This is a genomic window from Mycobacterium lehmannii, from assembly GCF_002245535.1.
Lineage (GTDB): Bacteria > Actinomycetota > Actinomycetes > Mycobacteriales > Mycobacteriaceae > Mycobacterium > Mycobacterium lehmannii.
This window is the reverse complement of record NZ_NKCN01000003.1, coordinates 107,726-130,916: the sequence shown is the minus strand read 5'-3', so window position 1 is coordinate 130,916 and position 23,191 is coordinate 107,726. Positions and strand designations below refer to the sequence as shown.

The 23,191-nt window shown below is 65.8% G+C and carries 25 protein-coding genes; 11 read left to right on the top strand and 14 right to left on the bottom strand.

Going from position 1 to position 23,191, the window contains the following annotated elements; all coding sequences use genetic code 11:
- The first annotated feature begins 14 nt into the window (after positions 1–14).
- Genes CEX87_RS05245 through CEX87_RS05230 form a run of 4 tightly spaced genes read left to right on the top strand, consistent with a single transcriptional unit; the run spans position 15 to position 3,395 of the window.
- Positions 15–1,217, top strand: a complete 1,203-nt coding sequence (locus CEX87_RS05245; protein ID WP_064397070.1) for a cytochrome P450 — start codon at positions 15–17, stop codon at positions 1,215–1,217.
- Entirely contained in the window at positions 1,214–1,414 is a 201-nt protein-coding gene (locus CEX87_RS05240; RefSeq protein ID WP_064397072.1) for a ferredoxin, read from the top strand. Before CEX87_RS05245 ends, CEX87_RS05240 begins: the two co-directional genes overlap by 4 nt.
- A complete protein-coding gene (locus CEX87_RS05235) occupies positions 1,411–2,616 on the top strand; it encodes a cytochrome P450 (RefSeq protein WP_064397074.1) in 1,206 nt (401 codons plus the stop codon). The genes CEX87_RS05240 and CEX87_RS05235 overlap by 4 nt, the downstream gene beginning before the upstream one ends.
- On the top strand, positions 2,616–3,395 hold the full coding sequence (locus CEX87_RS05230) for an alpha/beta fold hydrolase (protein ID WP_064397076.1): 780 nt from the start codon (positions 2,616–2,618) through the stop codon (positions 3,393–3,395). Before CEX87_RS05235 ends, CEX87_RS05230 begins: the two co-directional genes overlap by 1 nt.
- 76 nt (positions 3,396–3,471) lie before the next feature.
- Here CEX87_RS05230 and CEX87_RS05225 read toward each other — a convergent pair whose 3' ends face one another.
- From CEX87_RS05225 to CEX87_RS05190, 8 genes are all read right to left on the bottom strand, one after another.
- Positions 3,472–3,759 (bottom strand): DUF1330 domain-containing protein, encoded by a 288-nt coding sequence (locus tag CEX87_RS05225; RefSeq protein ID WP_064397078.1) that lies wholly within the window; start codon positions 3,757–3,759, stop codon positions 3,472–3,474.
- A 46-nt stretch (positions 3,760–3,805) separates the two neighbouring features.
- Positions 3,806–3,997, bottom strand: coding sequence for a ferredoxin (locus CEX87_RS05220; protein WP_064397080.1), 192 nt, complete (start codon positions 3,995–3,997; stop codon positions 3,806–3,808).
- The gene (locus CEX87_RS05215) at positions 3,994–5,283 is read right to left on the bottom strand and encodes a cytochrome P450 (RefSeq protein ID WP_067386587.1); all 1,290 of its coding nucleotides are present in this window, start codon (positions 5,281–5,283) and stop codon (positions 3,994–3,996) included. The genes CEX87_RS05220 and CEX87_RS05215 overlap by 4 nt, the downstream gene beginning before the upstream one ends.
- A 136-nt stretch (positions 5,284–5,419) precedes the next feature.
- On the bottom strand, positions 5,420–6,265 hold the full coding sequence (locus tag CEX87_RS05210) for a TauD/TfdA dioxygenase family protein (protein ID WP_067386585.1): 846 nt from the start codon (positions 6,263–6,265) through the stop codon (positions 5,420–5,422).
- 13 nt (positions 6,266–6,278) lie between these two features.
- Positions 6,279–6,608 carry a hypothetical protein gene (locus tag CEX87_RS05205; protein WP_064426257.1) on the bottom strand — a complete coding sequence of 110 codons (330 nt, stop codon included), beginning with the start codon at positions 6,606–6,608 and terminating at the stop codon, positions 6,279–6,281.
- A gap of 2 nt (positions 6,609–6,610) precedes the next feature.
- Positions 6,611–7,882, bottom strand: coding sequence for an aromatic ring-hydroxylating oxygenase subunit alpha (locus CEX87_RS05200; protein ID WP_064417420.1), 1,272 nt, complete (start codon positions 7,880–7,882; stop codon positions 6,611–6,613).
- A gap of 45 nt (positions 7,883–7,927) precedes the next feature.
- A complete protein-coding gene (locus CEX87_RS05195; RefSeq protein WP_064397089.1) occupies positions 7,928–8,671 on the bottom strand; it encodes an SDR family NAD(P)-dependent oxidoreductase in 744 nt (247 codons plus the stop codon).
- A 30-nt stretch (positions 8,672–8,701) separates the two neighbouring features.
- Positions 8,702–9,715 carry a ferredoxin--NADP reductase gene (locus CEX87_RS05190; RefSeq protein WP_064417464.1) on the bottom strand — a complete coding sequence of 338 codons (1,014 nt, stop codon included), beginning with the start codon at positions 9,713–9,715 and terminating at the stop codon, positions 8,702–8,704.
- A gap of 80 nt (positions 9,716–9,795) precedes the next feature.
- Here CEX87_RS05190 and CEX87_RS05185 point away from each other — a divergent pair, with 80 nt between their 5' ends.
- A complete protein-coding gene (locus CEX87_RS05185) occupies positions 9,796–10,866 on the top strand; it encodes an NAD(P)H-dependent amine dehydrogenase family protein (protein ID WP_064426259.1) in 1,071 nt (356 codons plus the stop codon).
- A gap of 5 nt (positions 10,867–10,871) precedes the next feature.
- On the opposite strand, the gene CEX87_RS05180 is transcribed toward CEX87_RS05185, so the two are convergent.
- Genes CEX87_RS05180 through CEX87_RS05165 form a run of 4 tightly spaced genes read right to left on the bottom strand, consistent with a single transcriptional unit; the run spans position 10,872 to position 14,212 of the window.
- The gene (locus CEX87_RS05180) at positions 10,872–11,324 is read right to left on the bottom strand and encodes a MarR family winged helix-turn-helix transcriptional regulator (protein WP_064417418.1); all 453 of its coding nucleotides are present in this window, start codon (positions 11,322–11,324) and stop codon (positions 10,872–10,874) included.
- A 35-nt stretch (positions 11,325–11,359) separates the two neighbouring features.
- Positions 11,360–12,610 carry a metal-dependent hydrolase family protein gene (locus CEX87_RS05175; RefSeq protein ID WP_064426260.1) on the bottom strand — a complete coding sequence of 417 codons (1,251 nt, stop codon included), beginning with the start codon at positions 12,608–12,610 and terminating at the stop codon, positions 11,360–11,362.
- A complete protein-coding gene (locus CEX87_RS05170; RefSeq protein WP_064397097.1) occupies positions 12,607–12,945 on the bottom strand; it encodes a hypothetical protein in 339 nt (112 codons plus the stop codon). The genes CEX87_RS05175 and CEX87_RS05170 overlap by 4 nt, the downstream gene beginning before the upstream one ends.
- 1 nt (position 12,946) lies before the next feature.
- Complete coding sequence (locus CEX87_RS05165; protein ID WP_064417416.1) at positions 12,947–14,212, bottom strand: aromatic ring-hydroxylating oxygenase subunit alpha; 1,266 nt, start codon at positions 14,210–14,212, stop codon at positions 12,947–12,949.
- Between the two features lie 195 nt (positions 14,213–14,407).
- On the opposite strand from CEX87_RS05165, the gene CEX87_RS05160 reads away from it, so the two are divergent.
- Positions 14,408–15,853 (top strand): aldehyde dehydrogenase, encoded by a 1,446-nt coding sequence (locus CEX87_RS05160; protein ID WP_064426261.1) that lies wholly within the window; start codon positions 14,408–14,410, stop codon positions 15,851–15,853.
- Positions 15,854–15,879: 26 nt separating this feature from the next.
- Here the strand turns inward: CEX87_RS05160 and CEX87_RS05155 are convergent, their stop codons facing one another.
- Positions 15,880–16,482 (bottom strand): TetR/AcrR family transcriptional regulator, encoded by a 603-nt coding sequence (locus CEX87_RS05155; RefSeq protein ID WP_064417414.1) that lies wholly within the window; start codon positions 16,480–16,482, stop codon positions 15,880–15,882.
- A 104-nt stretch (positions 16,483–16,586) separates the two neighbouring features.
- Between CEX87_RS05155 and CEX87_RS05150 the strand changes: the two genes are divergently transcribed.
- From CEX87_RS05150 to CEX87_RS05140, 3 genes are read left to right on the top strand one after another with little or no spacing between them, the layout of a single operon-like run.
- Positions 16,587–17,747, top strand: a complete 1,161-nt coding sequence (locus CEX87_RS05150) for a spirocyclase AveC family protein (protein WP_064397105.1) — start codon at positions 16,587–16,589, stop codon at positions 17,745–17,747.
- Position 17,748: 1 nt separating this feature from the next.
- A complete protein-coding gene (locus CEX87_RS05145) occupies positions 17,749–18,570 on the top strand; it encodes a CbbQ/NirQ/NorQ/GpvN family protein (protein WP_064397107.1) in 822 nt (273 codons plus the stop codon).
- Positions 18,567–20,258 (top strand): nitric oxide reductase activation protein NorD, encoded by a 1,692-nt coding sequence (locus tag CEX87_RS05140; RefSeq protein WP_064397108.1) that lies wholly within the window; start codon positions 18,567–18,569, stop codon positions 20,256–20,258. Before CEX87_RS05145 ends, CEX87_RS05140 begins: the two co-directional genes overlap by 4 nt.
- Positions 20,259–20,283: 25 nt before the next feature.
- Here the strand turns inward: CEX87_RS05140 and CEX87_RS05135 are convergent, their stop codons facing one another.
- Positions 20,284–21,459 (bottom strand): acyl-CoA dehydrogenase family protein, encoded by a 1,176-nt coding sequence (locus CEX87_RS05135; RefSeq protein ID WP_064397110.1) that lies wholly within the window; start codon positions 21,457–21,459, stop codon positions 20,284–20,286.
- A gap of 56 nt (positions 21,460–21,515) precedes the next feature.
- Here CEX87_RS05135 and CEX87_RS05130 point away from each other — a divergent pair, with 56 nt between their 5' ends.
- Both CEX87_RS05130 and CEX87_RS05125 read left to right on the top strand, forming a co-directional pair.
- Complete coding sequence (locus tag CEX87_RS05130; protein ID WP_094286293.1) at positions 21,516–22,430, top strand: NAD-dependent epimerase/dehydratase family protein; 915 nt, start codon at positions 21,516–21,518, stop codon at positions 22,428–22,430.
- A gap of 11 nt (positions 22,431–22,441) precedes the next feature.
- Complete coding sequence (locus tag CEX87_RS05125) at positions 22,442–23,185, top strand: hypothetical protein (protein WP_064397114.1); 744 nt, start codon at positions 22,442–22,444, stop codon at positions 23,183–23,185.
- The last annotated feature ends 6 nt before the right edge of the window (positions 23,186–23,191 follow it).

Below are 23,191 nucleotides of genomic sequence, written 5' to 3'. Positions count from 1 at the left end.
CGAAAGAGGAGACCATGACCAAGCCCAAACTCGTGTTCGACCCGGTGTCGCAGGAGTTCTTCGACAACCCGTACGAGATCTACCAACGGATGCGCGACGAAGCGCCCCTCTACTACGACGAGGAGCAGGACTTCTACGCGCTGACGCGGCACGCCGACGTGGCCGCAGCGCTCAAGGACCACGAGTCGTTCTCCTCATCTCGTGGTTGCGACCTGGCGATGGTGCGCTCGGAGGAAGGCCCGCACAAGTCGATCATCTTCATGGACCCGCCCGAGCACCGGCACATGCGCAGCCTGCTCAACAAGGCCTTCACCCCCCGGGCCATCCAATCGCAGCGCGAGAACATCACCGAACTCGTCGAGCAGTACCTCTCGAAGGTCGATCCCGACAACTTCGATGTGGTGCAGGATTTCTCGGGTCCGTTCCCGGTAGAAGTGATCACCCGGATGGCGGGGGTGCCTGAGGAGTTTCGTCAACAAGTCCGGCGCTGGATCGACATCAGCCTCCAGCGCAAGCCCGGCCAGCTCGAGCTGTCCGAAGAGAACATGCAGGCCAACATCGACTCGGGCATGTACTACTACGGCCTCGTTCAGGAGCGGCGGCAGAACCCTCTGGACGACATGATCGGCCGGCTCATCCGCGCGGAGATTCCCGGTGAGAACGGTGAGATGCGCCAGCTCGACGATCTCGAGATCACCGGATTCCTAGCACTTCTCGGTGGCGCCGGCGCGGAGACGGTCACCAAGCTCGTCGGCAGCGCGGTGGTCGAGTTCGCCCGCCATCCCGAACAGTGGCAGATGCTGCTCGACGACCGCAGCCTGGTGCCGGCCGCCGTCGAAGAATTGCTGCGCTACGTCGGGCCGGTGCAGTACAACGTGCGCTACACGCTGAAGGAAGCCGAGGTGCCCAGCGGCACCATTCCCGCGCACAAGCCGGTGTTCCTGATGAAGGCGGCGGCCAACCGCGATTCCCGCGCATTCGACAACGCCGAGACGTTCGACATCACCCGGGATCGCACGCAGTCACCGAACCTCGGACTGGGCTACGGCATTCACAGCTGCCTTGGCGCTGCGCTGGCCCGCCTGGAAACCACGATCGCGCTCGAGCACCTGCTCGATTTCATGCCGCGTTACGAGGTGAACTTCGACGGCCTCGAACGCGTGCACATGCAGAATGTGGCCGGATACCACCACGTCCCGGTGAAGGTGTTGAAGTGACTCAAAAGATCATCGTCGACTTCGGGCTCTGTGAGAGCAACGGAGTGTGCATGGGCATCATCCCCGAGGTGTTCGATCTCGACGAGGAAGACTACCTACACGTGCTTCAGGAAGAAGTGACGCCCGAGAACGAGGAGCAAGTCAGGGAAGCGGTGCGACAGTGCCCGCGCCAGGCGATCTCGATCGAAGACGCATGACCACGTCGAAAATCGTCTTCGACCCGTTCTCGCAGGAGTACTTCGACGGACCGTGGGAGATCTACCGGCGCCTGCGCGAAGAAGCACCGGTCTACTACAACGAGGAACTCGACTTCTACGCCTTGTCGCGGCATGAAGACGTATCCGCGGCTTACAAGGACTTCGCCACCTACTCGTCGGCATACGGTCTGGATCTGGCGACCATTCGCTCTGACGAGCCGATGCCGGCCAAGATGATCATCCTGATGGATCCGCCCGAACATCGCCACATGCGCAGCCTGGTGAACAAGGTGTTCACCCCCCGGGCGATCGAGGCGATGCGGCCGATGGTGACCGAGACCATCGACAGGTACATCGCCAAGGCCGATCCCTCCCACTTCGACGTCGTCAGCGACTTCTCCGCATTCTTCCCGGTCGAAGTCATCACCCAGATGCTGGGCGTGCCAGAGGAACATCGGCAGCAGGTCCGAGAATGGGTCGACGCGTCGCTGCATCGCGAGCCCGGCCAGGTCGACATGTCCGAAGAGGGTATGCAGGCCATCGGCGAAGCCATGGGGCTGTACTTCCAACTGATCCAGGAGCGGCGCGCTGACCCGAAGGACGACATGTTCAGCCGCCTGGTGGCCGCCGAGATCACCCGCGAGGATGGTGAGAAGGAATCACTCGACGACTTCGAGATCGCCGGATTCGCAACGCTTCTCGGTGGTGCTGGCGCCGAGACCGTCACCAAGCTGGTCGGCAACGCGGCGGTCACGTTCGCCCGTCACCCCGACCAGTGGCAGAAGCTTCTCGATGACCGCAGCAAGATTCCCGCCGCAGTCGAGGAACTGCTGCGCTACGAGCCGCCGGTGCACTACAACGTGCGGCGCTCGATGCGCGATGTGGAACTGCACGGCGTGACGATCCCCGAGGGCAAGCCGGTGTTCCTCCTGCAGGCCTCGGCACACCGCGATCCCGAGGCATTCACCGACGCCGACACTTTCGACATCGACCGCAACCGCACCGAGGCGCAAAACCTGGGCTTCGGCTACGGCATTCACAGCTGCCTCGGTGCGGCGTTGGCCCGGATGGAGACGGCGATCGCACTCGAGCGGCTGCTCGACCTGATCCCCAAATATGAAGTGCTGTGGGATGACTGCCGTCGGGTGGCGATGCAGAACGTCGCGGGCTGGTCGCATGTTCCGGTGCGCGCCCTGAGTTGATGCGATTCGTCTTCGTCCACGGGGGCTTTCACGCCGCCTGGTGCTGGGAGCGCGTGATCGACGAGCTGACGGCGATGGGCCACGACGCGGTCGCGGTGGACCTCCCGGGACACGGTGCACGCGCCGACGAGGAGTCGACACTGGCCAACCGGCGCGACGCGATCGTGGAAGCGTTGCGGGCAGCCGGTTCGGCTAGCAGCGTTCTCGTCGGACATTCGGGCGGCGGCTTCGACGCTACGCTGGCGGCCGACGCCGCGCCCGAATTGGTCAGCCACATCACCTACCTCGCGGCGGCGCTGCCCCGTGAAGGTCGCACCTACCCCGAAGCGATGGCGATGCGCGACGACGGCGACGAACTAGGCGAGGATTTCGACGCCGACGTCGGAGAGATGTTGGGCTACCTGAAGTTCGACGACGATGGCGCGATGTGGTTCGCCGACTTCGAAGGCGCGTGGCGGTACTTTTACCACGATTGCGACGAGGCCACCGCGCGCTGGGCGTTCGAGCGCCTCGGTCCCGAACGCTTCGGCGACACGACGGTGACGCCGGTATCCGTGCCGCGGTTCTGGGAGGCCGATCTCCCCCGCAGCTTCATCCGTTGTCTGCAGGACCGGTCGATGCCGCGCTGGCTGGCCGACACGGTGAGCCGTCGCCTCGGCGTTGAACAGTTGACCATCGACGCCTCGCACTCGCCGTTCCTGAGCCGACCGCGAGAACTCGCCGAGTTACTGGTACACGCCACCACGACGACGCCGACCGGCCCGCTGGTTTCCGCCTGAAGTCGCGCCGAGACCAACGATTTGGCGGCTTTTGCTCGAATTCTCCCGCCAAAACGTCGGTTTGGGCGACAGCGAATCAGCCCAGCCCGTGCAGGATGACGCCGTTGCAGTCGGCGGCGGCCTGACGCAGCTTCGCGGCGGCCTGGTACTCATCGGAGTAGTACCACGCCTTGGCCGCTTCCTCGGACTCGAACTCGAGCAGCACGGTCTGCGTGCCGTGCCAGGTGCCCTCGATCACCTCGGCCTTCTGATCGAATGCCAGCAGCGTCGCGCTGGCCATCGTCTGGCTGGCCACCTTGCCGTACTCCGCCATACCGTCGGGATCCTTGACGTCCTCGGTAATGAGGATGTACGCCTTCGCCATTCGAGCTCCTTCGTGTTGGATGCCGGCACCGCGCCGACGTCGCTTGTCAGTCGATCTCGCGGATCGCGCGTTCCGGGCAGTTGTCGATCGCTTCGCGCGCCGCGGATTCCAGTTCGGCCGGAACCTCTTCCGGGTTCGCGACCGCCCAACCGTCGTCGTTGAGCTCGAACACCTCGGGGCACAACGTCAGGCACATGCCGTGTCCTGCGCAGCGATCCTCGTCGACGGTGACCTTCATTCGGCATCACCCGAGACCACGTCGAACTCCAGATGAAGTTCGGTCAGCCCGCGCAGGATGTACGTCGGGATGTAGTTGTAACGACGCTCCCCCGCGGGGCCGTGATGGGCTTCGCTGATCCGAATGTCGGTGGTGCGGTCCAACAGTCGCTCGAGCCCGACACGGGTCTCGGCCCGGGCCAGCGGCGCGCCCGGGCAGCTGTGGATGCCGCGGCCGAACGCCAGATGCTGGCGGGCGTTCTTGCGCTCGGGATCGAAGTTGTCCGGATCCTCGAAGCGGCGCGGATCGCGGTTGGCCGCACCGTTGATCACCATCACGGTGCATCCGGCGCCGAGGGCCTGGTCGCCCACCGTCGTCGGCACTCGCGACAACCGGAAGTCGCCCTTGACCGGACTCTCGATGCGCAGGCACTCCTCGATGAAGTTCGGCAGCAGGCTGCGATCGTCGCGCAGCTTGCGCTGGATGTCGGGCCGGTCGCCGAGCACCTTCAGCGCGGTCGACAGCAGCCGCACCGTCGTCTCCTGGCCTGCGGAGAACACGTTGGTGGCGACGCGGACCACGTCGGCCACCTCCGGCACCGTGCCGTCAGGGAACGTCGCGGTCGCCAGCCCCGTCAGCACGTCGTCGCGCGGTTCGCGACGACGGTCTTCGATGTACTCGGCGAACACCTCGTAGAGGTACTCCAGCGGTGTCTTCGTCAGGGTCTTGTCAGCGTTGCCCAGCCCGCCGCCGTGCGTGCCGCGGGCCAACCGCTCGAGCAACTCCGGCCGGTCCTCGTCGGGCACCCCGAGTAGATCGGCGATCACCCGCAGGGTGAACGGAGCGGCGAAACCGCTGATGAACTCGCCTTCACAGGATGCGAGGAAATCGTCGAGGATGTCGTCGGCGAGCTGCCACATCGCGTCCTCATTCTCCTTGAGGCGCTTCGGCGTGATCAGCCGCATCAGCAGGGCGCGGTGGTTGGTGTGCGTCGGCGGGTCGAGCGTGGGCAGCTGGTCGCTGAACGGGATCTCGTCGCGGTGTTCGACGATCAGGTCGGTGACGTCGTCCCCTTCGAGCGGAACGGGGAAGCCCGGGAACGGACCGGTCACGGAGATGCACGACGAGAACGTCTCGGCGTCGTTGTAGACATCCACGGCCTCTTGCCAGCCGGTCACCATCGTCACGCCGTAGTGGTCCTCACGGGCGACCGGGCACTTGTTGCGCAGCGCCTCGTAGAACGGGTACGGGTCGTCCGTCAGGCGCCCGTCCCGGAAGAAGTCGACCGTGGTGAGGTCCTCGGTCATGCGCCCTCCATTTCGACGATCTCAACGTACGAGAACGTGATTCTCATATCTGGGTATCAGATTTCCATAGCGGCACGCCCTGCGTCAACGCGCGGGCGCGCGAGTCCGGTGCTCAGCGCCTATGCGCCGACGCGATTCACTGGATCGGCTCGTCACCCAGCACCGTCGTGCGCAGCATCTCGCGGGGTGAGTTCGGGTCATAAGGCGCGGCGCGGTGCAGAACTCCGTTGTTGTCCCAGATCACCGTGTCGCCGACGGTCCAGCGGTGGCTGTACACCAGCTGCGGCTGGGTGGCGCGGTCGAGGAGTTCGGCGAGAAGCGCCCGACCCTCGTCGACGTCCATACCGACGACGTAATCCGCCGACGCACCCAGCACCAGCGACTTGCGGCCGCTGCGGTGAGTCCACACCAACGGGTGCTCATGGGTGGGTCGCGACCGCCATTTGGCGACCAGCTCGGGCGACGGGTCCGGCGTGACCCGGCGTTGGGAGGCCTCCAGCGAATGCACCACCCGCAACGCCCCGAAACGCTCCTTTTCTTCGTCGGTGAACGCCTCGTAGGCCGCATATGAGTTCGCGAACTCGGTCTCGCCGCCGGTCTCGGCGACCTGCTTGGCCGAGAGCACGGTGGCCTTCTGCGGGCACTCGTCGTTGGTGGGCGTGCATCCGTCGATGTGCCAGTCGAACGTGGCCCGCAGATAGTCCGCCGAAGCGTTCTTCGACTTGTCGAGCGTCACGGGGTAGATGCCGGCGACCGGATGGTGGCCGTCCGACGAGTGGTCGATCTCGCCGAGCCGCCGGCAGAACGCCACCTGCGCCTCCGGCGTCAGCCCGAGCCCGGGAAACACCAGTACGCCGTTGTCCTCCAACGCATCCAGAATCGCTGCGCCCAGCGCGTCGTCGTGGGCCAGCGCGTCGGAATCGACGTCGGTCACCTCCGCGCCGACCGATGCGGTCAGCTTGGTGATGGTGAGCAGGCTCATGGTGTCTCCTTCGTCATGGCACCGGCGCGCTGACGCGGTTCATCACCGCGTCGGCGGAGTCGGCGGGTTTCTGGGTACCGAACACCTCGACGGCCATCGACACCATGATCATCGAGTAGATGAGATGCAGCAGGTTCAGCACGTCTTCGGGCAGGTCGTCGAGCGGGAACTTGTCGCAGTAGTCGATCGCTTCCTCGAAGCGCGGCGTGAACGCGTCGTAGAACTCCCGGATCTGCGGCATCGGGGTGGCCATCCGGGTGGCCCACCTCTCGGCTTCGGTTGGCAGGCACCACGTCTCGGCGAACGACTCGAACTCCGCGAACGCACTGGGCAGACGCGTCATGGTCACACCCCCACCGGCGAGCGCTCGGCCTTGTACTCCTCGACCCACTTGACGGCCTCGTGGTGCAGGTGGCGCACCAGGATCTCCTGGTCGCTGAGCGGATAGTCGTCGACGATCGGCTCCCCCAGGCCGTACTCCAGCGCCGCCTGCGTGCCGCCGAGCATTCCCGCGTCCTGCAGCGCGAACTCCTTGAGCACCACCGAAGCGACCTCGTGTTCGATGCGCTCGCGCACGGTGCGGGCGGGATGGAATGCGTTGTAGGCCTCGAACTTATGGGTGTTGTGCGACGTCGGCCAGTACCGATACAGCAGATACCAGCCGTGATAGATGAGGATCTCCAGGTTCGGGAAAATCTGGAAGTTGGTGATGCCCCAGGGTTCGATGCCACCGGGGTTCAGGCCGGCCGACTGATGCGTCTCGGGGGTGCGCCACGGCCCCACGAGCCCAGAGCGCGTGACCCGTTCGACCGGGTACATGTATTCCGGGTCGAGCAGCCAGCGCCGGGTGCCCGCCGTCGACACCAGGCGGTGTGGTCCGTCGATCTGGAAATGACCGCATTCGAACGTCGCGTTCGGCTGGCGCACCGCGCTGGGCACCTGCTGCGAGTGCAGCGAGGGCACGTGGTAGTACTCCTGGAACGCGTCGGCGAAGATCTTCCAGTTGCTGTTGTTGCGCGCCTCGAATTCGTAACGCTCGGTCATCAATTCGAACGGATAGTCGTCGAGCGCGGTGATCATCGGGCCGAGGAACTCGCGCAGCGTCCACCGCGGCTCGGGATCGAAGTTGATGAAGATGAACCCATTCCAGACATCGCACTGCACCGGCTTCAACCCGTGCCGCTGGTGGTCCAAACCGAAGAACTCGCCCTCCTGCTGCACGAAGGTCAGATCGCCCTTGAGGTCGTAGCGCCACCCGTGATACTTGCAGGTGAACTGTCGGCAGGTGCCCTTGACCTCTTCGTGAGGAAAGTCGTTCCACACCAATTTGTTTCCGCGGTGACGGCAGATGTTGTAGAACGCGCGGATCTGCTGATCCTTACCCCGCACCACGATCACCGACGTCTTGGCGGCGTCGATCTCCTTGGTCAGGTAGCTTCCGACGCGCGGCAGCTCCTCGACACGCGCGACGTTGAGCCAGGCGCGTTTGAAGACCGCTTCGCGTTCGAGCTCGTAGAACTCCGGCGAGATCGAGTCACGGAACGAGATCGGTCCGGTCCCCAGCTGCGGATAATGCTCAGTCCAGCTACCCTCGGCGGGCTTTGGCCACTTAGCCATGGAAACCTCCGTGTCGTGTTCGGTATGCGGAAAACGGGGCGGCCATCACAGCACCGACCCGCCGTTGACGCCGAGAATCTGACCGGTGATGAAACCGGCCTCCTCAGAGCACAGGAAGCCCACGGCCGCGGCGATGTCCTCGCCGGTGCCGAGGTGGCCGAGCGGGACCGTCGCGGCCATCTGCTCGTTCGACGGCAGGTGTCCGGACTGCTGACCGGCATGCTGCATCGGTGTCTCGATGGCCGACGGCGGGATGTTGTTGACCGTGATCCCGGCCGGTCCGTACTCGCGCGCAAGCGATTTGGTCAGCGAGAGCAATGCACCCTTGGACGCGGCATAGTGCGCCATCCGGGGAGAGCCGCGCTGCGCACTGGACGACGAGATCATCACGATGCGACCCCAGCCCGCGTCGAGCATGTCGGGCACGGCCACCTGACAGCAGTGGAATGTTCCGGTGAGGTTGACGTCGATGAGCCGCTGCCACGCCTCCGGCGTGATGTCGGTGAAAGCCGCCCAGTCCACGGCACCGGCGCTGGTGACCAGGATGTGCACCGGCCCCAGCTCGCTCCGCACTTTCGCGAACGCCTCCTCGACCGCCGGACGATTGCTCACGTCGGCGGCCACTCCCAGAGCCGTCACGCCGTCCGCCCGCAGCTTCTCGGCGACCCGTTGGGCCGCTTCGCCGTTGACGTCGAGTACGGCCACCTTGTGCCCACGACGGCCGAGCTCGTGGCACGTCGCCTCCCCCATGCCCGAAGCACCGCCAGTCACCACCGCGACCCGAGTCATCGCGTCCGTCCCATCAGCCGACCTCGTCTTCTACTCATAGATCATGTGGACCGTTCGGCTCGTCGGCAGCGACTGGCATGTCAGCACCCAACCTTCGGCCACTTCGTCGTCATCGAGCGCATCGTTGTTGAGCATGCGAGCGCTTCCGGACACGATGCGCGCCATACACGTTCCGCATGAACCCGTCTCACATGACGAGGGCGCACGCAACCCCGCCATGCGCGCGGTCTGCAGCAGCGTGTTACCCGACCGGTAGGGCGCGATGGTGGACTTGCGATCGAGTTCGATGACCACCTCCTCGGTTTGCTCCGAGGTGGCGGCGACCTCGTCGGAAACCGGTGCCACCGTGAACCGTTCGAGGTGAAGCCGCTCGCGCGGCACGCCCATGCTCAACAGCGTGTTCTCCACCGTGTCCATGAACGGCCCCGGACCGCAGATGTAGTAGTCGACGTCACCGCTCGCCGATGCGAATGCCTCGACCGCCGCGGCCTGCACGACGCCGGCTTCGTCGTCGAAGTGGTTGGTCACCGACAGGCGCTCGGCGTTGGCGGCGGCCAGCGCTGTGAGCGGCTCGCCGAAGATCACCGAATCGCGGCTTCTGTTGGCGTAGAACAGCCTGACCCGCCTGCGGGTGCTCACCAACGCCGAGCCGATCAGCGAGAAGATCGGGGTGATACCGCTGCCGCCGGCGAACGCGACGATGTCGCGCTCGGTGTCGCCGAGCAGGAATCGACCGTCGGGTGGCGAAGCGTGAATCTCGACACCCACCTGCGCGGTGTCGTTGAGCCAGTTCGAGACCAGCCCACCCGGGTCGCGCTTGACGGTGATCTGCAGGTCGTTGCCGTTGTGCGGGCACGATGACATCGAGTAACACCGGCGGTGGTCGTCTCCGTCAACCCTGACCTGCAGCGTCAGGAACTGACCCGCCTTGTAGACGAAGCGATCAGAGCAGTCCGCCGGAACATCGAGAACCAGCGACACGGCGTCGCTGGTTTCGTGCACCACGCGTTTGATGCGCAGTCGGGCGAACTCGTCATCGGACATCGTCACCACAGTATCAAGTACTTGCGATTGATCTCAAGCACTTGATGCGGCCCCGTGTGCCGATGACGTAGCGTGACCGAATGCAACGGCATCGCGTCATCGCATGGGGCACCGGCGCCGTGGGCGTCGAGATGATCACCGCGGTGCTCGACAACCGGTCGGCGTTCGATCTGGTCGGGGCGCGTGTGTATTCCGCGGATAAGGACGGTGTCGATGTCGGGACCCTGGCCGGCCGCGACCCGATCGGCGTCGCCGCCACCACGGACGTGGATCGGATACTCGCCCTCGACGCCGATTGCGTGCTGTACACGCCCCGTAACACCGAAGTCGACGAGGTGTGCGCGATCCTGGCCAACTGCAAGAACGTGGCCACGACCGCATTCTTGTTCCACCCGCGTCGCATCCGGCCTGCGGACCGCGATCGGTTGCTCGACGCGTGCAAGACCGGCAACAGCACCGTGCACGGAAGCGGTCTGAATCCGGGCAACCTGTCCGGCGTGCTGCCGTTGGCGTTGTCGGGGATGAGCCGCACCATCGACAGGGTGACTCTGCAGGAGCGCGCCGACTGGTCGGTCTACGACAGCACGGCGATCACGTTCGACAACATGTGCTTCGGAGAACCCGTCGAGACCATCAGCCCCACGGGCACCGACTTCCTCGCGTTCAACAGCGCGATCTTCAGCGAGCAGGTCTGGCTCATCGCCGATGCGCTCAACGCGGGCATCGACGAGGTGACCGCCTCGGTCGACGCCGTCGCGGCCACGTCCGACCATCAGATCTTCGACCGCGTCCTGGCCGCGGGAACGACGGCGGGCCAACGGTGGACGTGGTCGGGCCGACGCAACGGTGAGACACTGGTCGAGATCGAGACGCTGTGGACGGTCGGCAACGAGTACCCCACGCATTGGCCGAAGCCACAACACGGCTGGACGCTGACCATCGAGGGTGATCCGTCGATGCGCACCCACTTCTTCTCCCTCGCCAGCTTCAGCCGCGATGCGAGCATGGCCGAGCACGTGCGCTCGGCGAACGTGGCGACGGCGATGCAGGTGCTCAACGCGGTGCCCGCGATCGTCGCCGCGCCCGCGGGATTCGCGACCATGGCGGATCTTCCGTTGATTCGCAGCCACATCGGCTTCGGCAACGGCTGAGTCGATCAGTCGCCGATGTGGTCGTCGGCCATCGTGTGCCCGGTACCCTTCACGACCACCCGGGCCAGCAGGTCACGCAGCGTCTGCTGCTCTTCTTGAGTGAGGACGCCGAAGACGGCCTCGTGGGCGGCGATGGCATCGCTGACGACCGCGCCTGCGACCTTGCGTCCCTCAGAGGTCAGGTACGCCTTCAGGATTCGCGCGTGGTGCGGATCGGGTTTACGTTCGACCAGCCCCCGCTGCTCCAGAGACTTGACCGCCAGTTGCACCCCCTGCGGGGTGATCAGCAATCGGCGCGCGAGTTCGGCTCCGGACAGGCCCGGCTCGTTGGCCAGTTGCCGCAGCACACCGATCTGGGCGGTGCTGACGCCGTGCTGGCCGACCGCGTCGTTGACGGCGGTCAGCGCGAAGTACCAGGCCTGCTTCAGATGCCACAGGATGTTGTCGCCGAGTTCCATGCCCAGTTCTGCGTCTGTTTCCCCAGCCACCACCGTCACCCCTCTTCGTGCTTGTAGACGTGACCGTCCTTCATCACGAAGCACACATCGAGGGTGGCGGCGATGTCGGTCAGATCCCCGGGCACCGCGATGATGTCGGCGAGGTAGCCGGGCGCCAGGCGGCCCAGCTCGTCGTCGGCCTCGATCAGCTCGGCACTGGTCACGGTGGCGGCGCGGATCGCCTGAATCGGCGTCATGCCCCGTTCGACGAGCGCACACAGTTCTTTGGCGTTCTGGCCGTGCGGAATCGCCGGGGCGTCGGTACCGCAGGCGATGCGCACACCGGCCGCAATGGCCTTGGGCAGCATGGCCTGTGCGCGGGGAAACACCTCCTCTGCCTTCTTCCGAAGCTCGGGCGCGATGCGGTCGATCGCCATCGCCTGGGTCAAGTAGGTGGTCGAGACGAGGAAGGTGCCGGTGTCGGCCATCTGTTGGATCGTCTCATCGCTGGCGAGGAATCCGTGCTCGATGCAATCGATGCCTGCCTTGATGCACGCACGGATCGCGCTGTCCCCGATCGCATGTGCGGCGACGCGGACGCCCGCACGGTGCGCCTCGTCGGCGATGGCGGCGAGTTCCGCGTCGGAGTACTGCTGCGCGCCGGGAGCGGTGCTGTGCGACATCACCCCACCGGAGGCCGATACCTTGATCAGCTTGGCGCCGTGGCGGACCTGGTAGCGCACGCACGCGCGCACGTCGTCGACGCCGTTGGCGATGCCCTCGGCCACCGACAACGGCATGATGCCCGGAGCCAGCCGCTGGAACACCGTCGGATCGAGATGGCCGCCGTACGGAGTGACCGCGTGCCCGGCGGGGTAGATCCGTGGGCCGACGTGCCAACCCTGGTCTATCGCCCGCTGCAACGCGACGTCGAGCAGGTAGCCGCCCGTCTTGACCATGAGGCCGAGGTTGCGCACGGTGGTGAAGCCGGCCTCCAGCGTCCTGCGGGCGTTGACCGCCCCGCGCAGCGTGCGATAGACGGGATCGTCCTGCACACCGTGCATGGGGCTGGGCAAGCCCTCCGGCCCGCCGGGCCCTCCGATGAGGAGGTTGAGCTCCATGTCCATCAGGCCCGGCAACAGCGTGACATCTCCGAGGTCGATCTCGGTCACCGAATCGTCTTGCGGTTCCGCTGGATTGACCGCGACTATGCGGTTGCCTTCGACGACCACCACGGCCGGCGAGCGCACCTCACCGGCCACGACGTCGGCCCAGCGCGCAGCGCGCAGGACGATTCGATCGGTCACGGAACCGGTTCGGAAACGCAGTCGAGCGTTGTGGCACCCGAATCGGGCACCTTCGGCTGCTTCCAGCACTCGACCGGGAAGGACACCTGAATCATCGAGTACAGCAGATGCATCAGGTTGAGCACGTCCTCGGGCAGCTCGTCCAGGGAGAACTTGTCGCAGTAGGCGATGGCCTCCTCGGCGCGCGCGGTGATCGCATCGTAGAAGGCCTGCATCTCGGTCATCGTCGAGGACAGCCGCTTGGCATAGCGTTCGGCCTCAGACCCCAGGCACCAGTCCGAAAACTGTTCCAAGTCGGCGAATTCCGGTGGCAACTTGGCCGTCGTGGTCGTCATCTCACACACCCGCCGTCTTGCGTTCGTAGTTCTCTACCCACGCCGCGGTCTCCTTGTGCAGGTGGCGGATCAGCACCTCCTGATCGCAGAGCAGGAAGTCGTCGAGCACCCGCGACTCGATCATCGACTGGGTGGCCTCCAGCGTGTTGGCGTCCTGCAGCCCGTATTCCTTGAACGACACCGCGGCCAGTTCCTGCGCGATGCGTTCTCGGGGAGTGCGCGGCTGCGGGAAATACACGGTGCCCTCGAACAGGTGCGTGTTGTACGACGTCGGCCAATAGTGGTAGGTCAGGTACCAGCCCTGCCCCCAGAACAAGATCACGAAGTTCGGGAACAACTGGAACGAATCAAGGCCCCACGGATCGCATTTCGCCGGGTTCAGGCCGGCGGGCATCTCCCCCAGATCCGGCTTGTCCCATGGCCCGAACAATCCACTTTGGCAGATGTCCTCGATCGGCTTGCGCATCTCGTCGGCCATCTCCCAGGCGCGCACACCCGAGGTGCTGACCAGTCGGTGCGGACCCTCGATGCGGTAGTGCGGCGCCTCGAAGCCGGCCTCGGCGGCGGCCTTCGAGTAGGCGGTCGGCGACTGGTTCGCGTGCAGTACCGGCGCGTGGTAGAACTCCTGGAACGCGTCCATGTAGAGCTTCCAGTTCGCCTTGACCTCTGACCGGTAGTGGAACCGCGACGTCATCTTGTCGAACGGGTAGCCCTCCAGGTTGGTGATCATCGGACCGAGGAACTCACGCAGCGACTGTTCGGGTTCCTTGGCGAAGTTGACGAAGATGAACCCTTCCCAGACCTCGCAGTGCACCGGCACCAGCCCGTAGCGGCTCTTGTCGAGGTTGAAGAACTCCTCCTCCTGCTGCACGAAGGTGAGGTTGCCGTCGAGGTCGTAGCGCCAGGCGTGGTACTTGCAGGTGAACTGCCTGCATACCCCGCTGGTCTCTTCGAGCGGCATGTCGTTCCACACCAGTTTGTTGCCGCGGTGCCGACAGATGTTGTGATACGCCTTGACCTCACCGGAGGTGGTCCGCACCACGATGATCGACGTGCCTGCGACCTTCAACTCCTTGGTGAAGTAGCTGCCTTTGCGCGGAACCTGTTCGGTCCGGCCGACATTCAGCCACGCGCGCTTGAAGATCGCGTGGCGTTCCTTCTCGTAGAACTCCGGACTGATGGAGTCCTCGTAGGAGACCGGATCGGTTCCCAGTTCGGGGTAGTGCTCCGTCCAACTTCCTTCTGGCGGTTTGGGAAAGCGAGCCATTGCCTTACTCCTGTCCGCCCGGCCTGGACCGTGCCGGGAGCTGCAGCGCCGACGGTATATGCTCCATGTCACAATCGCAAGTAGTTGATATAGACCGGCCGGGGCCGGGCAGCGACACCGATTACGCACCGCGGTCGGACCTCCATTCGGACCACAACCGTGGTGCAGACATCGGCGCGGAAAGGTGAGCAGACAATGCGATCGGACGAGTTGTTCATCGGCGGCCAATGGTCGCCAGCGAGCGCCGGGGACCACATCGAGGTCATTTCTCCTCACACCGAGGAACCCGTCGCGCGCGTCGCCGCCGCCGGACCCGCGGACATCGACAGGGCCGTCGCCGCCGCGCGCTCCGCGTTCGACTCCGGTCCGTGGCCGCGTCTGGCCCCCGCCGAACGCATCGCCGCCGTGCGCCGGCTGGCCGAGCGGTACGGCGAACGGCGCGGCGAGATGGCCGAGACCATCACCGCCGAGATCGGGGCGCCCATCAGCTTCGCCCAGCGCGCGCAGGTCGGACTGCCCACGATGATGATGTCGGCGTTCTGCGATCTGGCCGATACGTACCCGTGGGAGGAATCCCGCCCGGGAATGTATGGAACCGATATCCGTATCCGCCGCGAGCCGGTGGGTGTCGTCGCCGCCATCGTGCCGTGGAACATGCCGCAGTTCCTGATCGTCACCAAGCTGATTCCCGCGCTGCTCGCCGGCTGCACGGTCGTGCTCAAGCCTGCGGCCGAGTCACCGCTGGACGCACTGCTGCTCGCCGACATGATCGCCGAGGCCGGGCTCCCCGACGGCGTGGTCAGCGTGCTGCCGGGTGACCGCTCCGCGGGCGAGTACCTCGTGAAACATCGCGGGGTCGACAAGGTCTCGTTCACCGGGTCGACCGCGGCGGGCAAGGCGGTGGCCGCCGCGTGCGCCGTCGATCTGCGCCGCGTCAGCCTCGAACTCGGCGGCAAGTCGGCCGCCATCGTCCTCGCCGACGCCGATCCCGCCGCCGTCGCCGCCGGCGTCCGCTCGGCAAGCCTGTCCAACAGCGGTCAGATCTGCAACGCGCTCACCAGGATTCTGGTGCCTGCGGCACGTTCGGCTGAGTTCACCGATGCCCTGGCCGCCGAGATGACGTCGCTCGTCGTCGGGGATCCGACAGATCCGGCCACACAGGTCGGACCGCTCGTCGCACAACGTCAGCAGCAGCGAGTGCGCGACTATATCGAGAAGGGCCAGTCCGAGGGCGCCCGCCTCGTCGTCGGGGGCGCCGACATGCCCGACGGGCTCGACCGTGGCTGGTATGTGAAGCCGACGTTGTTCGCCGACGCCGACAACGACATGACCATCGCGCGCGAGGAGATCTTCGGGCCCGTCCTGACCGTCATCGCCTATGCCGACGAGGACGAAGCGGTGGCGATCGCCAACGATTCCGACTATGGCTTGGCTGGATCGGTGTGGACGACTGACACCGAGCGCGGAGTCGCCGTCGCCGAGCGCATCCGCACCGGGACATTCGGCGTCAACCAGGGCTACACGATGGATCCGTTCGCACCGTTCGGCGGCGTCAAGGACAGCGGCTACGGCCGCGAACTCGGACGCGAAGGCATCGACGGGTACACCGACACCAAATCCATATCGATTGCCACGGCCTAGGTTTCGGTCCGTTCCAGTGGCTCACGTCATGGGAATTTGATCGCCGAGACGTACATGTCGATGATCGGCCGGTACAGATCGACGTCGTCGAGTTCACTGCCGAGCACGACGGCGTCGCTGGTGGCGATCAGCACCTGGGCGAACGTCAACGGCGGGATCACCAGGGTTGCGCCGAGCCGATCGATGCCGTCGACGATGAATTTAGCCAACGCCTCGACCACCTCCGCGCGCTTGCCGACCACCCGTTCTCGCGCATCCGGATTGCGCAGCAGGTACAGCGTGAACTCGTGGCCGAGGGCAGCATGCTCGGCACCGCGGTCCTGGCTCAGCTGGCGCCACCGTTGCGCGATGTCGTCGCGCTCGCGGGCGCCCACCTGTTTCGACGACGACATCACCTCGGCGAAGTTGTCGAAGTAGCGCCGCCAGTAGCGGTCGCTGACGGCCAAAAACAGCTCTTCTTTGGTGGCGAAGTGCTTGTATATCGCGCCCTTCGTGTAACCGGCCTCGTAGGCGATGTCGTCGACAGTGGCTGCCGTGAAACCCTTTTCGGCGAACACGTTCTCGGCCGCGTCCAGCAGCAGGGACCGGGTGTGCTCGAGCCGCCGCTCCCGGGTCCACCGCTCCGCCATGCCGGAAGTCTGCCATAAGAATCTGAGATCCCATTGAGTTCTCCAGATACCGACCGGTATATTTTCTCGAGATCGCGATGACGAGGCGCGATCGAGGAGGCGTCGTGAGCGAACTGTCGAACAAGCCATCCACTGAGTCGCTCAGCACAGTGGGACGACTCGAAGAGGCGTCGCCTCGGCCGTCGAACCGGGTCAAGATCTGGGCGACCTTGGGCGGCGTGATCCTGGTCTTCCAGATCTACGTCTGGATCCGGTGGATCACCGGCCCGTACTTCACGCCGGTCGATCCCGGTCCGACCGAGCCGCCGACCTTCATGAAGGTCGCGCTGATGATGTGGCAGATCGGTTCACCGGTGCTCTTCCCGGTCGCGATCTGGTGGTTCATCGTCCGGCCCTGGCGTCGCGAACGTCGCATCACGTTGGACGGCATGATCATGGTGTCCACGGGCCTGTTCTTCTTCCAGGACCCGCTGCTGAACTACATCAACACGTGGTGCACCTACAACGCGTGGGCGTTCAACATGGGGTCGTGGGCTCCGCACGTCCCGGGATGGCTCTCACCCGAGAGGCCTGGCGCCCAGGTGGCAGAACCGTTGGGCATCAACGTTTCCGGATACGCATACGGCGTGCTGCTGTGCACGATCCTGGGCTGCTGGGTCATGCGAAAGGCCCAGCAGCGGTGGCCGAATCTCGGCACCAAGGGTCTGATCGGCGTCGCCTTCGCGTGGGGTTTCGTGTTCGACTTCGTCATGGAGGGCCTGGTCCTGATGCCGCTCGGGATGTACACGTTCCCCGGTGCCATCCAGGCGCTGTCGATCAACGCGGGCACCTACTACCAGTGGCCGATCTACGAGGGCCTGATGTGGGGCGGCGTGCAAGCCGCGCTGTGCTGTCTGCGGTTCTTCACCGACGACCGCGGCCGCACGGTCGTCGAGCGCGGCCTGGACAACGTCCGGGGCGGATTCGCCAAACAGCAGTTCGTGCGTTTCCTCGCGATCTTCGCCGCAATCAGCGCATCGTTCTTCGTCTTCTACATCATCCCCGCGCAGTTCATGGCGACCCATGCCGATCCGTGGCCCGAGGATGTGCAGAAGCGTTCGTACTTCACCTCGGGTTTGTGCGGCGAAGGTACCGACCGGCCGTGCCCCGACCCGTCGCTGCCGATTCCGACCAGACACTCGGGTTACATCAACACCGACGGCGAATTCGTGCTGCCGGAGGGCGTGGAGATGCCCGCCGTCATACCGCACGAACGGAGCGAATGACGTGTCGGCGAACAACCACGCGGCGACACTCGAAAGCCGGTCGCGAGCACCGTTTTACCGGCCCATCGGCGATGAGGTCGAGGTGTTTCGTGCCGCGGCGCGGCGAGGTTCGCCGGTGCTGCTCAAGGGTCCCACCGGATGCGGTAAGACCCGGTTCGTCGAGGCGATGGCGCACGATCTGGGCCGCGAGTTGATCACCGTCGCCGGCCACGAGGACATGACGTCGGCCGATCTGGTGGGCCGGTTCCTGCTCAAGGGCGGCGAGACGGTCTGGGTCGACGGACCGTTGACCAGAGCAGTTCGGACAGGGGCGATCTGCTACCTCGACGAGATCGTCGAGGCACGCCAGGACACCACCGTCGTGATCCACCCACTGGCCGACCACCGCCGCGAACTGCCGGTCGACCGGCTCGGTACCACCCTGTCCGCGGCGCCCGGGTTTCAACTGGTGATCTCGTACAACCCCGGCTACCAGAGCGTGCTGAAGAACATCAAGGAGTCGACGCGCCAACGGTTCATCGCGATCGAACTCGACTTCCCTCCGCCCGAGGTGGAAACCGAGATCGTCGCGCACGAGGCCGGAATCGACGCCGAGATGGCACGGACCCTGGTGGCGATCGGCAATGCGATCCGCGGCATCGACGGCTCACCGCTACGCGAGGCGTCCTCGACGCGGATGCTCATCCTGGCCGGCGGCCTGGCTGCCGAGGGGCTCGGTCTGCGGCGCGCCGTGCAGGCCGCGATCGTGGAGGCGCTGTCCGACGACAGAGACGTCGTGCGCGCGCTCGGCGAACTCGTCGATGCGCTGCTACCGAGCCCGTGAGTGCCTCGGGCGCAGCCGAACTCGATCGGTTCCGGTTTCTGGCGACGTTCGTCGCCGGTCGGTCGATCGACATCGCGGCTGCGCCGGAGGGCCAACCCGCCCACACCAACGGCACGGCCATCTTCGTCACCGGCAGCGGTTCGGACGAGCAGATTCGGCGGGAAGTGGTGTTGCACAGCGCGCTCATCGGAGCGGGTAGCCTGCAGGAGCCGCTGGTCCGGCCGTTGCGTGCGCGTCCGGCCCTCGCGCGTCGCTACCTGGCGGTCGAGGGACGCCGGGTGCTCGTCGACCTGGCCCAGCGGCTGCCGCTGGCCGCGACGCTGCACCCCGAGGATCCGCATGGCTCCACATCGGCCGCCCAGTCCCTCGAAATCGCGCGTAGCCGAACACGAGTCAGCGATGCGCCCGACTTTTTCGGCATCCTCAAACCGTCGGCACTGCTGAGCACGGTCCCCGAACCGGGCACCCGCGCCTCCGACGCCGACCTGAGATTCACACCCGATCCTGCCGCCATGCCGGTGGAGGACGGAGACGATGACGATGACGAGGGGCCGTCGGAGGAAAGCAAGATCCTCAAGATGTTCGACAACCCGCTGTTCAACTCGAAAACGGTCGGGGACTTCCTGCGCAAACTGCTCGGCACATCGGGGTCGTCCGGCAACAGTGCAGGCGGGGATCCGCAGGCCGAAGCCGTGCGGCGGGTCCGCGCGGGCGGCCCGCACGCCAGGCCGCTGCCCCACCGGATCCACTTCACCGACGACGAACGCCCAGGTGCCGCCGTCGGGGTGGGCGGAGCGCTGCATCCCGAGTGGGACGTCTTCCGCCGCCGGTACCGGCCGGACTGGTGCCGGGTGATCGACTACCCGCTGACCACGCCCGCCGACGTCAACGCTGCCGCCGTCGCCCGCGACGACGTCCTGCGCCGCCGGCTTTCCCGGATCGGGTTGGGCCCCAGGGTGTTGCGGCGCCGGCCCGACGGCGACGAACTCGACATCGAAGCCCTCGTCGATCTGTCCGTCGACCTGCGTTCCGGATTCTCCCCGCCCGAGCACATCTTCACCGAACACCGCAAGGTCGCCAGGAACCTCGGGGTGCTGATCCTGCTCGACGCGTCCGGCTCGGTGACCGACGCCGACCCGGACGGCCTGGCCGTACACGAGCACCAGCGGCGAGCGGCCGCCACACTGGCGGCCACGCTCGAGGACCTCGGCGATCGGGTCGCGGTCTACGCGTTCCGGTCCCGGGGCCGCCATGCTGTCCACCTTCCGGCGATCAAGAAGTTCGATCAGCGCTTCGGGGCGGTCGGACGCGCTCGTCTCAACCAGCTGCAACCGTCGAGCTACACCCGCCTCGGCGCGGCGATCCGCGGCGCGGCCGAGATCCTCAAGGAAGAGGCGGGCACCCCCAACAAGCTGTTGCTCGTCTTGTCCGACGGACACCCCTACGACGACGGTTACGAAGGCCGCTATGCGGAGGCCGACGCGCATAAGGCCCTCGAGGAACTCCGCGCCGACGGCGTTGCATGCCTGTGCCTTTCGATCGGTTCTTCAGCTAGTGCCGATGCGCTGGACCGCGTCTTCGGTTCCGTCGGCCATGCCGGTGCCGCCTCGTTGGCGGAGCTCAGCCCACGGATGGACGAGTTGTTCATGGCGTCACTACGGGAACTGGCGGCCCCGGCGCCGCGCTGAGCGCCGGTTTTTCTTCCGGGACTCGTCAGCGGGCGGGCAACCCCAGCACCCGCTGGGCAATAATGTTGCGCTGTATTTCCGACGCCCCGCCCGAAATCGTCCCGGCATAGGTGCTGATGTAGCGGGTGAACCAGTCGGCGGTGAAAAGGCCTGGGCTGTAGGGATTGTACGGCGCGGTGAGCCCCGGACTGCGTAAGCCTCCTGCGCCGGCGGCGTCGAGCGCATACCCGAGCGCCTTCTGCTCGGCCTCCGATCCGAACAGCTTCAACACCGATACGCCGGGGATGTCGCGTTCACCCCGCGCCGCCTGCCCCAGCGCGACGGAACCGAGCAGGCGCAGCGCCTGATAGTCCATCGCGATGGTCGCGTAGCGGTCTTGGTTCACCGCTCCCACCGGGCGGAAGTCCTGCAGTAGTTGATCCAGCCGGTTGGCGAACGCCATCCACATCATGGTGCGTTCATGGCCTAGCGATCCGTTGGCCACGCGCCAACCCTCGTGCAAAGGACCGACGAGATTCTCGGCGGGCACCCGCACGCCGGAGAAGAACACCTCGTTGAAATCCAGGTCCTCGCGGCTGTAGACCGAAGCGAACGGTCTGCGCTCGACTCCGGGTAGGTCGGTGGGGATCAACAGCGCGCTGATCCCCTTGTGCTTGGGCGCATCCGGGTCGGTGCGCACAAACGCCAGGATGACATCGGCGTCGTGTGCGCCCGAAGTCCAGACCTTCTGCCCGTCGACGACGAAATCGTCACCGTCGCGCACCGCTCGCGTCGCCAGGCCCGCCAGGTCCGAACCGGCCCCGGGTTCGCTCATGCCCAGCGATGCGGTCATGTCGGCCCGCAGAATCGGCACCGCCCACCGCTGCTTCTGCTCGTCGGTGCCAAAGGTCAGCAGCGACGCGGCGATGATCCCGACGCCCTGCGGATTGAAGGCCGGATAGATCCGGCGCCGCGCCAGCTCTTCGCGGTGGACGAACTGCTCGAGCACGCCCGCGTTGCGGCCACCGAAGTCCGGCGGATTTCCCGGCAGCAACCATCCGTGGTCGAACAGCAGCCGCTGCCAACGGCGTGCCCACTGCGGCACATGGGCCGTCGATCGGGACCGCTCCGCCGCCTCGGCCTGCGGCGGCAGGTGCTCGTCGAGGAAGGCGACGAACTCGGTGCGGAACGCCTCCACCTCGGCATCGAAGGTGAGCTGCATCCCGCCAACATATCAAGTACTTAACATTTGAGGCGTGGTGCGCTAAGACTTAAGGGATGCTCGACGGCGAGAAGATCCTCATCACCGGCGCCACCGGCAAGATCGCGTTCCCCTTGGCGCGGGAGCTGGCAGGCAATAACGAGGTGTGGGGCGCAGCCCGGCTGCGCGAGCCGGCCAGCCGCGACAGGCTGAGCGCCGCCGGTGTCATTCCGGTCGCCCTCGATATCGGCGACGGCGACTTCTCCGCGCTCCCCGACGATTTCACCTACGTGTTTCACGCCGCGGTCGATCCCGGAGCCGGAGACTGGACGCGCTGCCTGGAGACGAACGCTCAGCGTTCGGGCGGCCTGCTGCACCGGTACCGCGCCGCAAAAGGCTTCGTACTCTGTTCGACCGGCTCGATCTACGCGTACCAGGGTCAGCGGCCGCTGACCGAATCCGATCCGCCCGGGGTGCCGTTGCGGGCGAACTACAGCTTCTCCAAGGTCGCCGCCGAGGCGGTCTGCACGTGGGTCGCCAGACAGTACGAGATTCCGTTGACCATCATCAGAATCTGTTCCACCTACGGGCCCGAAGGCGGCGCCCCCGCCGACCGTCTCGACGCGATCCTGGCTCGTAGGCCGATAAGGCTGCACCCGGACCGGCCGAACAACTACAACCCCATCTACGAGGACGACTATGTCGCACTGGCAATCAGGGCGATGGAGGCAGCGGACACGCCGCCGGTCGTGGTGAACTGGGCGGGCAGTGAGACGGTCAGCGTCGAGGAGTACTGCACCTACATGGGTGAACTGGTCGGCGTCGAACCGATTTTCGAGTACACACCCGAAGCCCACACACCGCTGTGGCCCGACGTCACCCGCATGCACGAGGTGCTGGGCCGCACGACAATCGGATGGCGTGACGGCTTTCGCCGCATGGTCGAGGCCCGCCATCCCGAAATCCCGTTGGCACAGCCGGATTCGGTGTAGAGGAGACGAGGATGCAACTACCGGGCAGACCGTCGGACGAGGTTCCCGAGGTGCTCGCCAACGGAGACGGGGACATCACCACCATGTTCGTCTCGATGGCGCGACGCCACCCCGACGGCGCGGACGCGGACTATCTGCGCTGGCACACCCTCGACCACCGCCCCGAACAGCACCGGATGCGGGCGGTGCGCGCATCCCTGCGCCTGGTGTCCACGCCGCAGTGCCGGGCCGCACGAGGGACGGGTGAAACTCCCTACGACGAAATCGATCACGTGATGACGTACTTCTTCACCGGGGTCGAGGGCATGGAACCGTTCCTCGCGCTATCCAAGGCGCTCGGTGATGCGGGCCGCAAACTGCCACTGCTGCCGCCCGTCGAACGCGGTGTGTACGACGTGCGGCAGCGCGCCGCAGCGCCACGGATCAAGGTGGGCGCCGACGTGCTGCCGTGGTGGCCGAATCGAGGCGTGTACCTACTGCTGGAACGAGGCACAGGTTTTCCGGACGAACTGGTGGACGTCGACGGGGTGGCAGGCGCGTGGGCGGCGATGTCGCTGCCCGTCGAGGGCCGATTGGCCAGTGCCCCTGCAGGGCAGACGATTACGTACTGCTTCCTCGACGACGACCCTGTGGCGGTCGCGGAGCGGCTCCGGCCGCTTCTGCGGTCCCGATGGCAGCAGGACGGCGTCGAACCGCTTTTCGCCGCACCGTTTCACACCGTCGTCCCCTACGAATGGGACCGCTATGTACCGTGACCGGAG

Excerpts from the sequence above, each read along its gene's own strand:
- CEX87_RS05200 (WP_064417420.1), bottom strand. The coding sequence starts at position 7,882 with ATGGCTAAGTGGCCAAAGCCCGCCGAGGGTAGCTGGACTGAGCATTAT.
- CEX87_RS05245 (WP_064397070.1), top strand. The coding sequence starts at position 15 with ATGACCAAGCCCAAACTCGTGTTCGACCCGGTGTCGCAGGAGTTCTTC.
- CEX87_RS05135 (WP_064397110.1), bottom strand. The coding sequence starts at position 21,459 with ATGCAGCTCACCTTCGATGCCGAGGTGGAGGCGTTCCGCACCGAGTTC.
- CEX87_RS05235 (WP_064397074.1), top strand. The coding sequence starts at position 1,411 with ATGACCACGTCGAAAATCGTCTTCGACCCGTTCTCGCAGGAGTACTTC.
- CEX87_RS05215 (WP_067386587.1), bottom strand. The coding sequence starts at position 5,283 with ATGACCGAGGACCTCACCACGGTCGACTTCTTCCGGGACGGGCGCCTG.
- CEX87_RS05190 (WP_064417464.1), bottom strand. The coding sequence starts at position 9,715 with ATGTCCGATGACGAGTTCGCCCGACTGCGCATCAAACGCGTGGTGCAC.
- CEX87_RS05210 (WP_067386585.1), bottom strand. The coding sequence starts at position 6,265 with ATGAGCCTGCTCACCATCACCAAGCTGACCGCATCGGTCGGCGCGGAG.
- CEX87_RS05155 (WP_064417414.1), bottom strand. The coding sequence starts at position 16,482 with ATGGCGGAGCGGTGGACCCGGGAGCGGCGGCTCGAGCACACCCGGTCC.
- CEX87_RS05205 (WP_064426257.1), bottom strand. The coding sequence starts at position 6,608 with ATGACGCGTCTGCCCAGTGCGTTCGCGGAGTTCGAGTCGTTCGCCGAG.
- CEX87_RS05125 (WP_064397114.1), top strand. The coding sequence starts at position 22,442 with ATGCAACTACCGGGCAGACCGTCGGACGAGGTTCCCGAGGTGCTCGCC.
- CEX87_RS05160 (WP_064426261.1), top strand. The coding sequence starts at position 14,408 with ATGCGATCGGACGAGTTGTTCATCGGCGGCCAATGGTCGCCAGCGAGC.
- CEX87_RS05220 (WP_064397080.1), bottom strand. The coding sequence starts at position 3,997 with ATGAAGGTCACCGTCGACGAGGATCGCTGCGCAGGACACGGCATGTGC.
- CEX87_RS05180 (WP_064417418.1), bottom strand. The coding sequence starts at position 11,324 with ATGGAACTCGGCGACAACATCCTGTGGCATCTGAAGCAGGCCTGGTAC.
- CEX87_RS05225 (WP_064397078.1), bottom strand. The coding sequence starts at position 3,759 with ATGGCGAAGGCGTACATCCTCATTACCGAGGACGTCAAGGATCCCGAC.
- CEX87_RS05170 (WP_064397097.1), bottom strand. The coding sequence starts at position 12,945 with ATGACGACCACGACGGCCAAGTTGCCACCGGAATTCGCCGACTTGGAA.
- CEX87_RS05185 (WP_064426259.1), top strand. The coding sequence starts at position 9,796 with ATGCAACGGCATCGCGTCATCGCATGGGGCACCGGCGCCGTGGGCGTC.
- CEX87_RS05195 (WP_064397089.1), bottom strand. The coding sequence starts at position 8,671 with ATGACTCGGGTCGCGGTGGTGACTGGCGGTGCTTCGGGCATGGGGGAG.
- CEX87_RS05130 (WP_094286293.1), top strand. The coding sequence starts at position 21,516 with ATGCTCGACGGCGAGAAGATCCTCATCACCGGCGCCACCGGCAAGATC.
- CEX87_RS05230 (WP_064397076.1), top strand. The coding sequence starts at position 2,616 with ATGCGATTCGTCTTCGTCCACGGGGGCTTTCACGCCGCCTGGTGCTGG.
- CEX87_RS05165 (WP_064417416.1), bottom strand. The coding sequence starts at position 14,212 with ATGGCTCGCTTTCCCAAACCGCCAGAAGGAAGTTGGACGGAGCACTAC.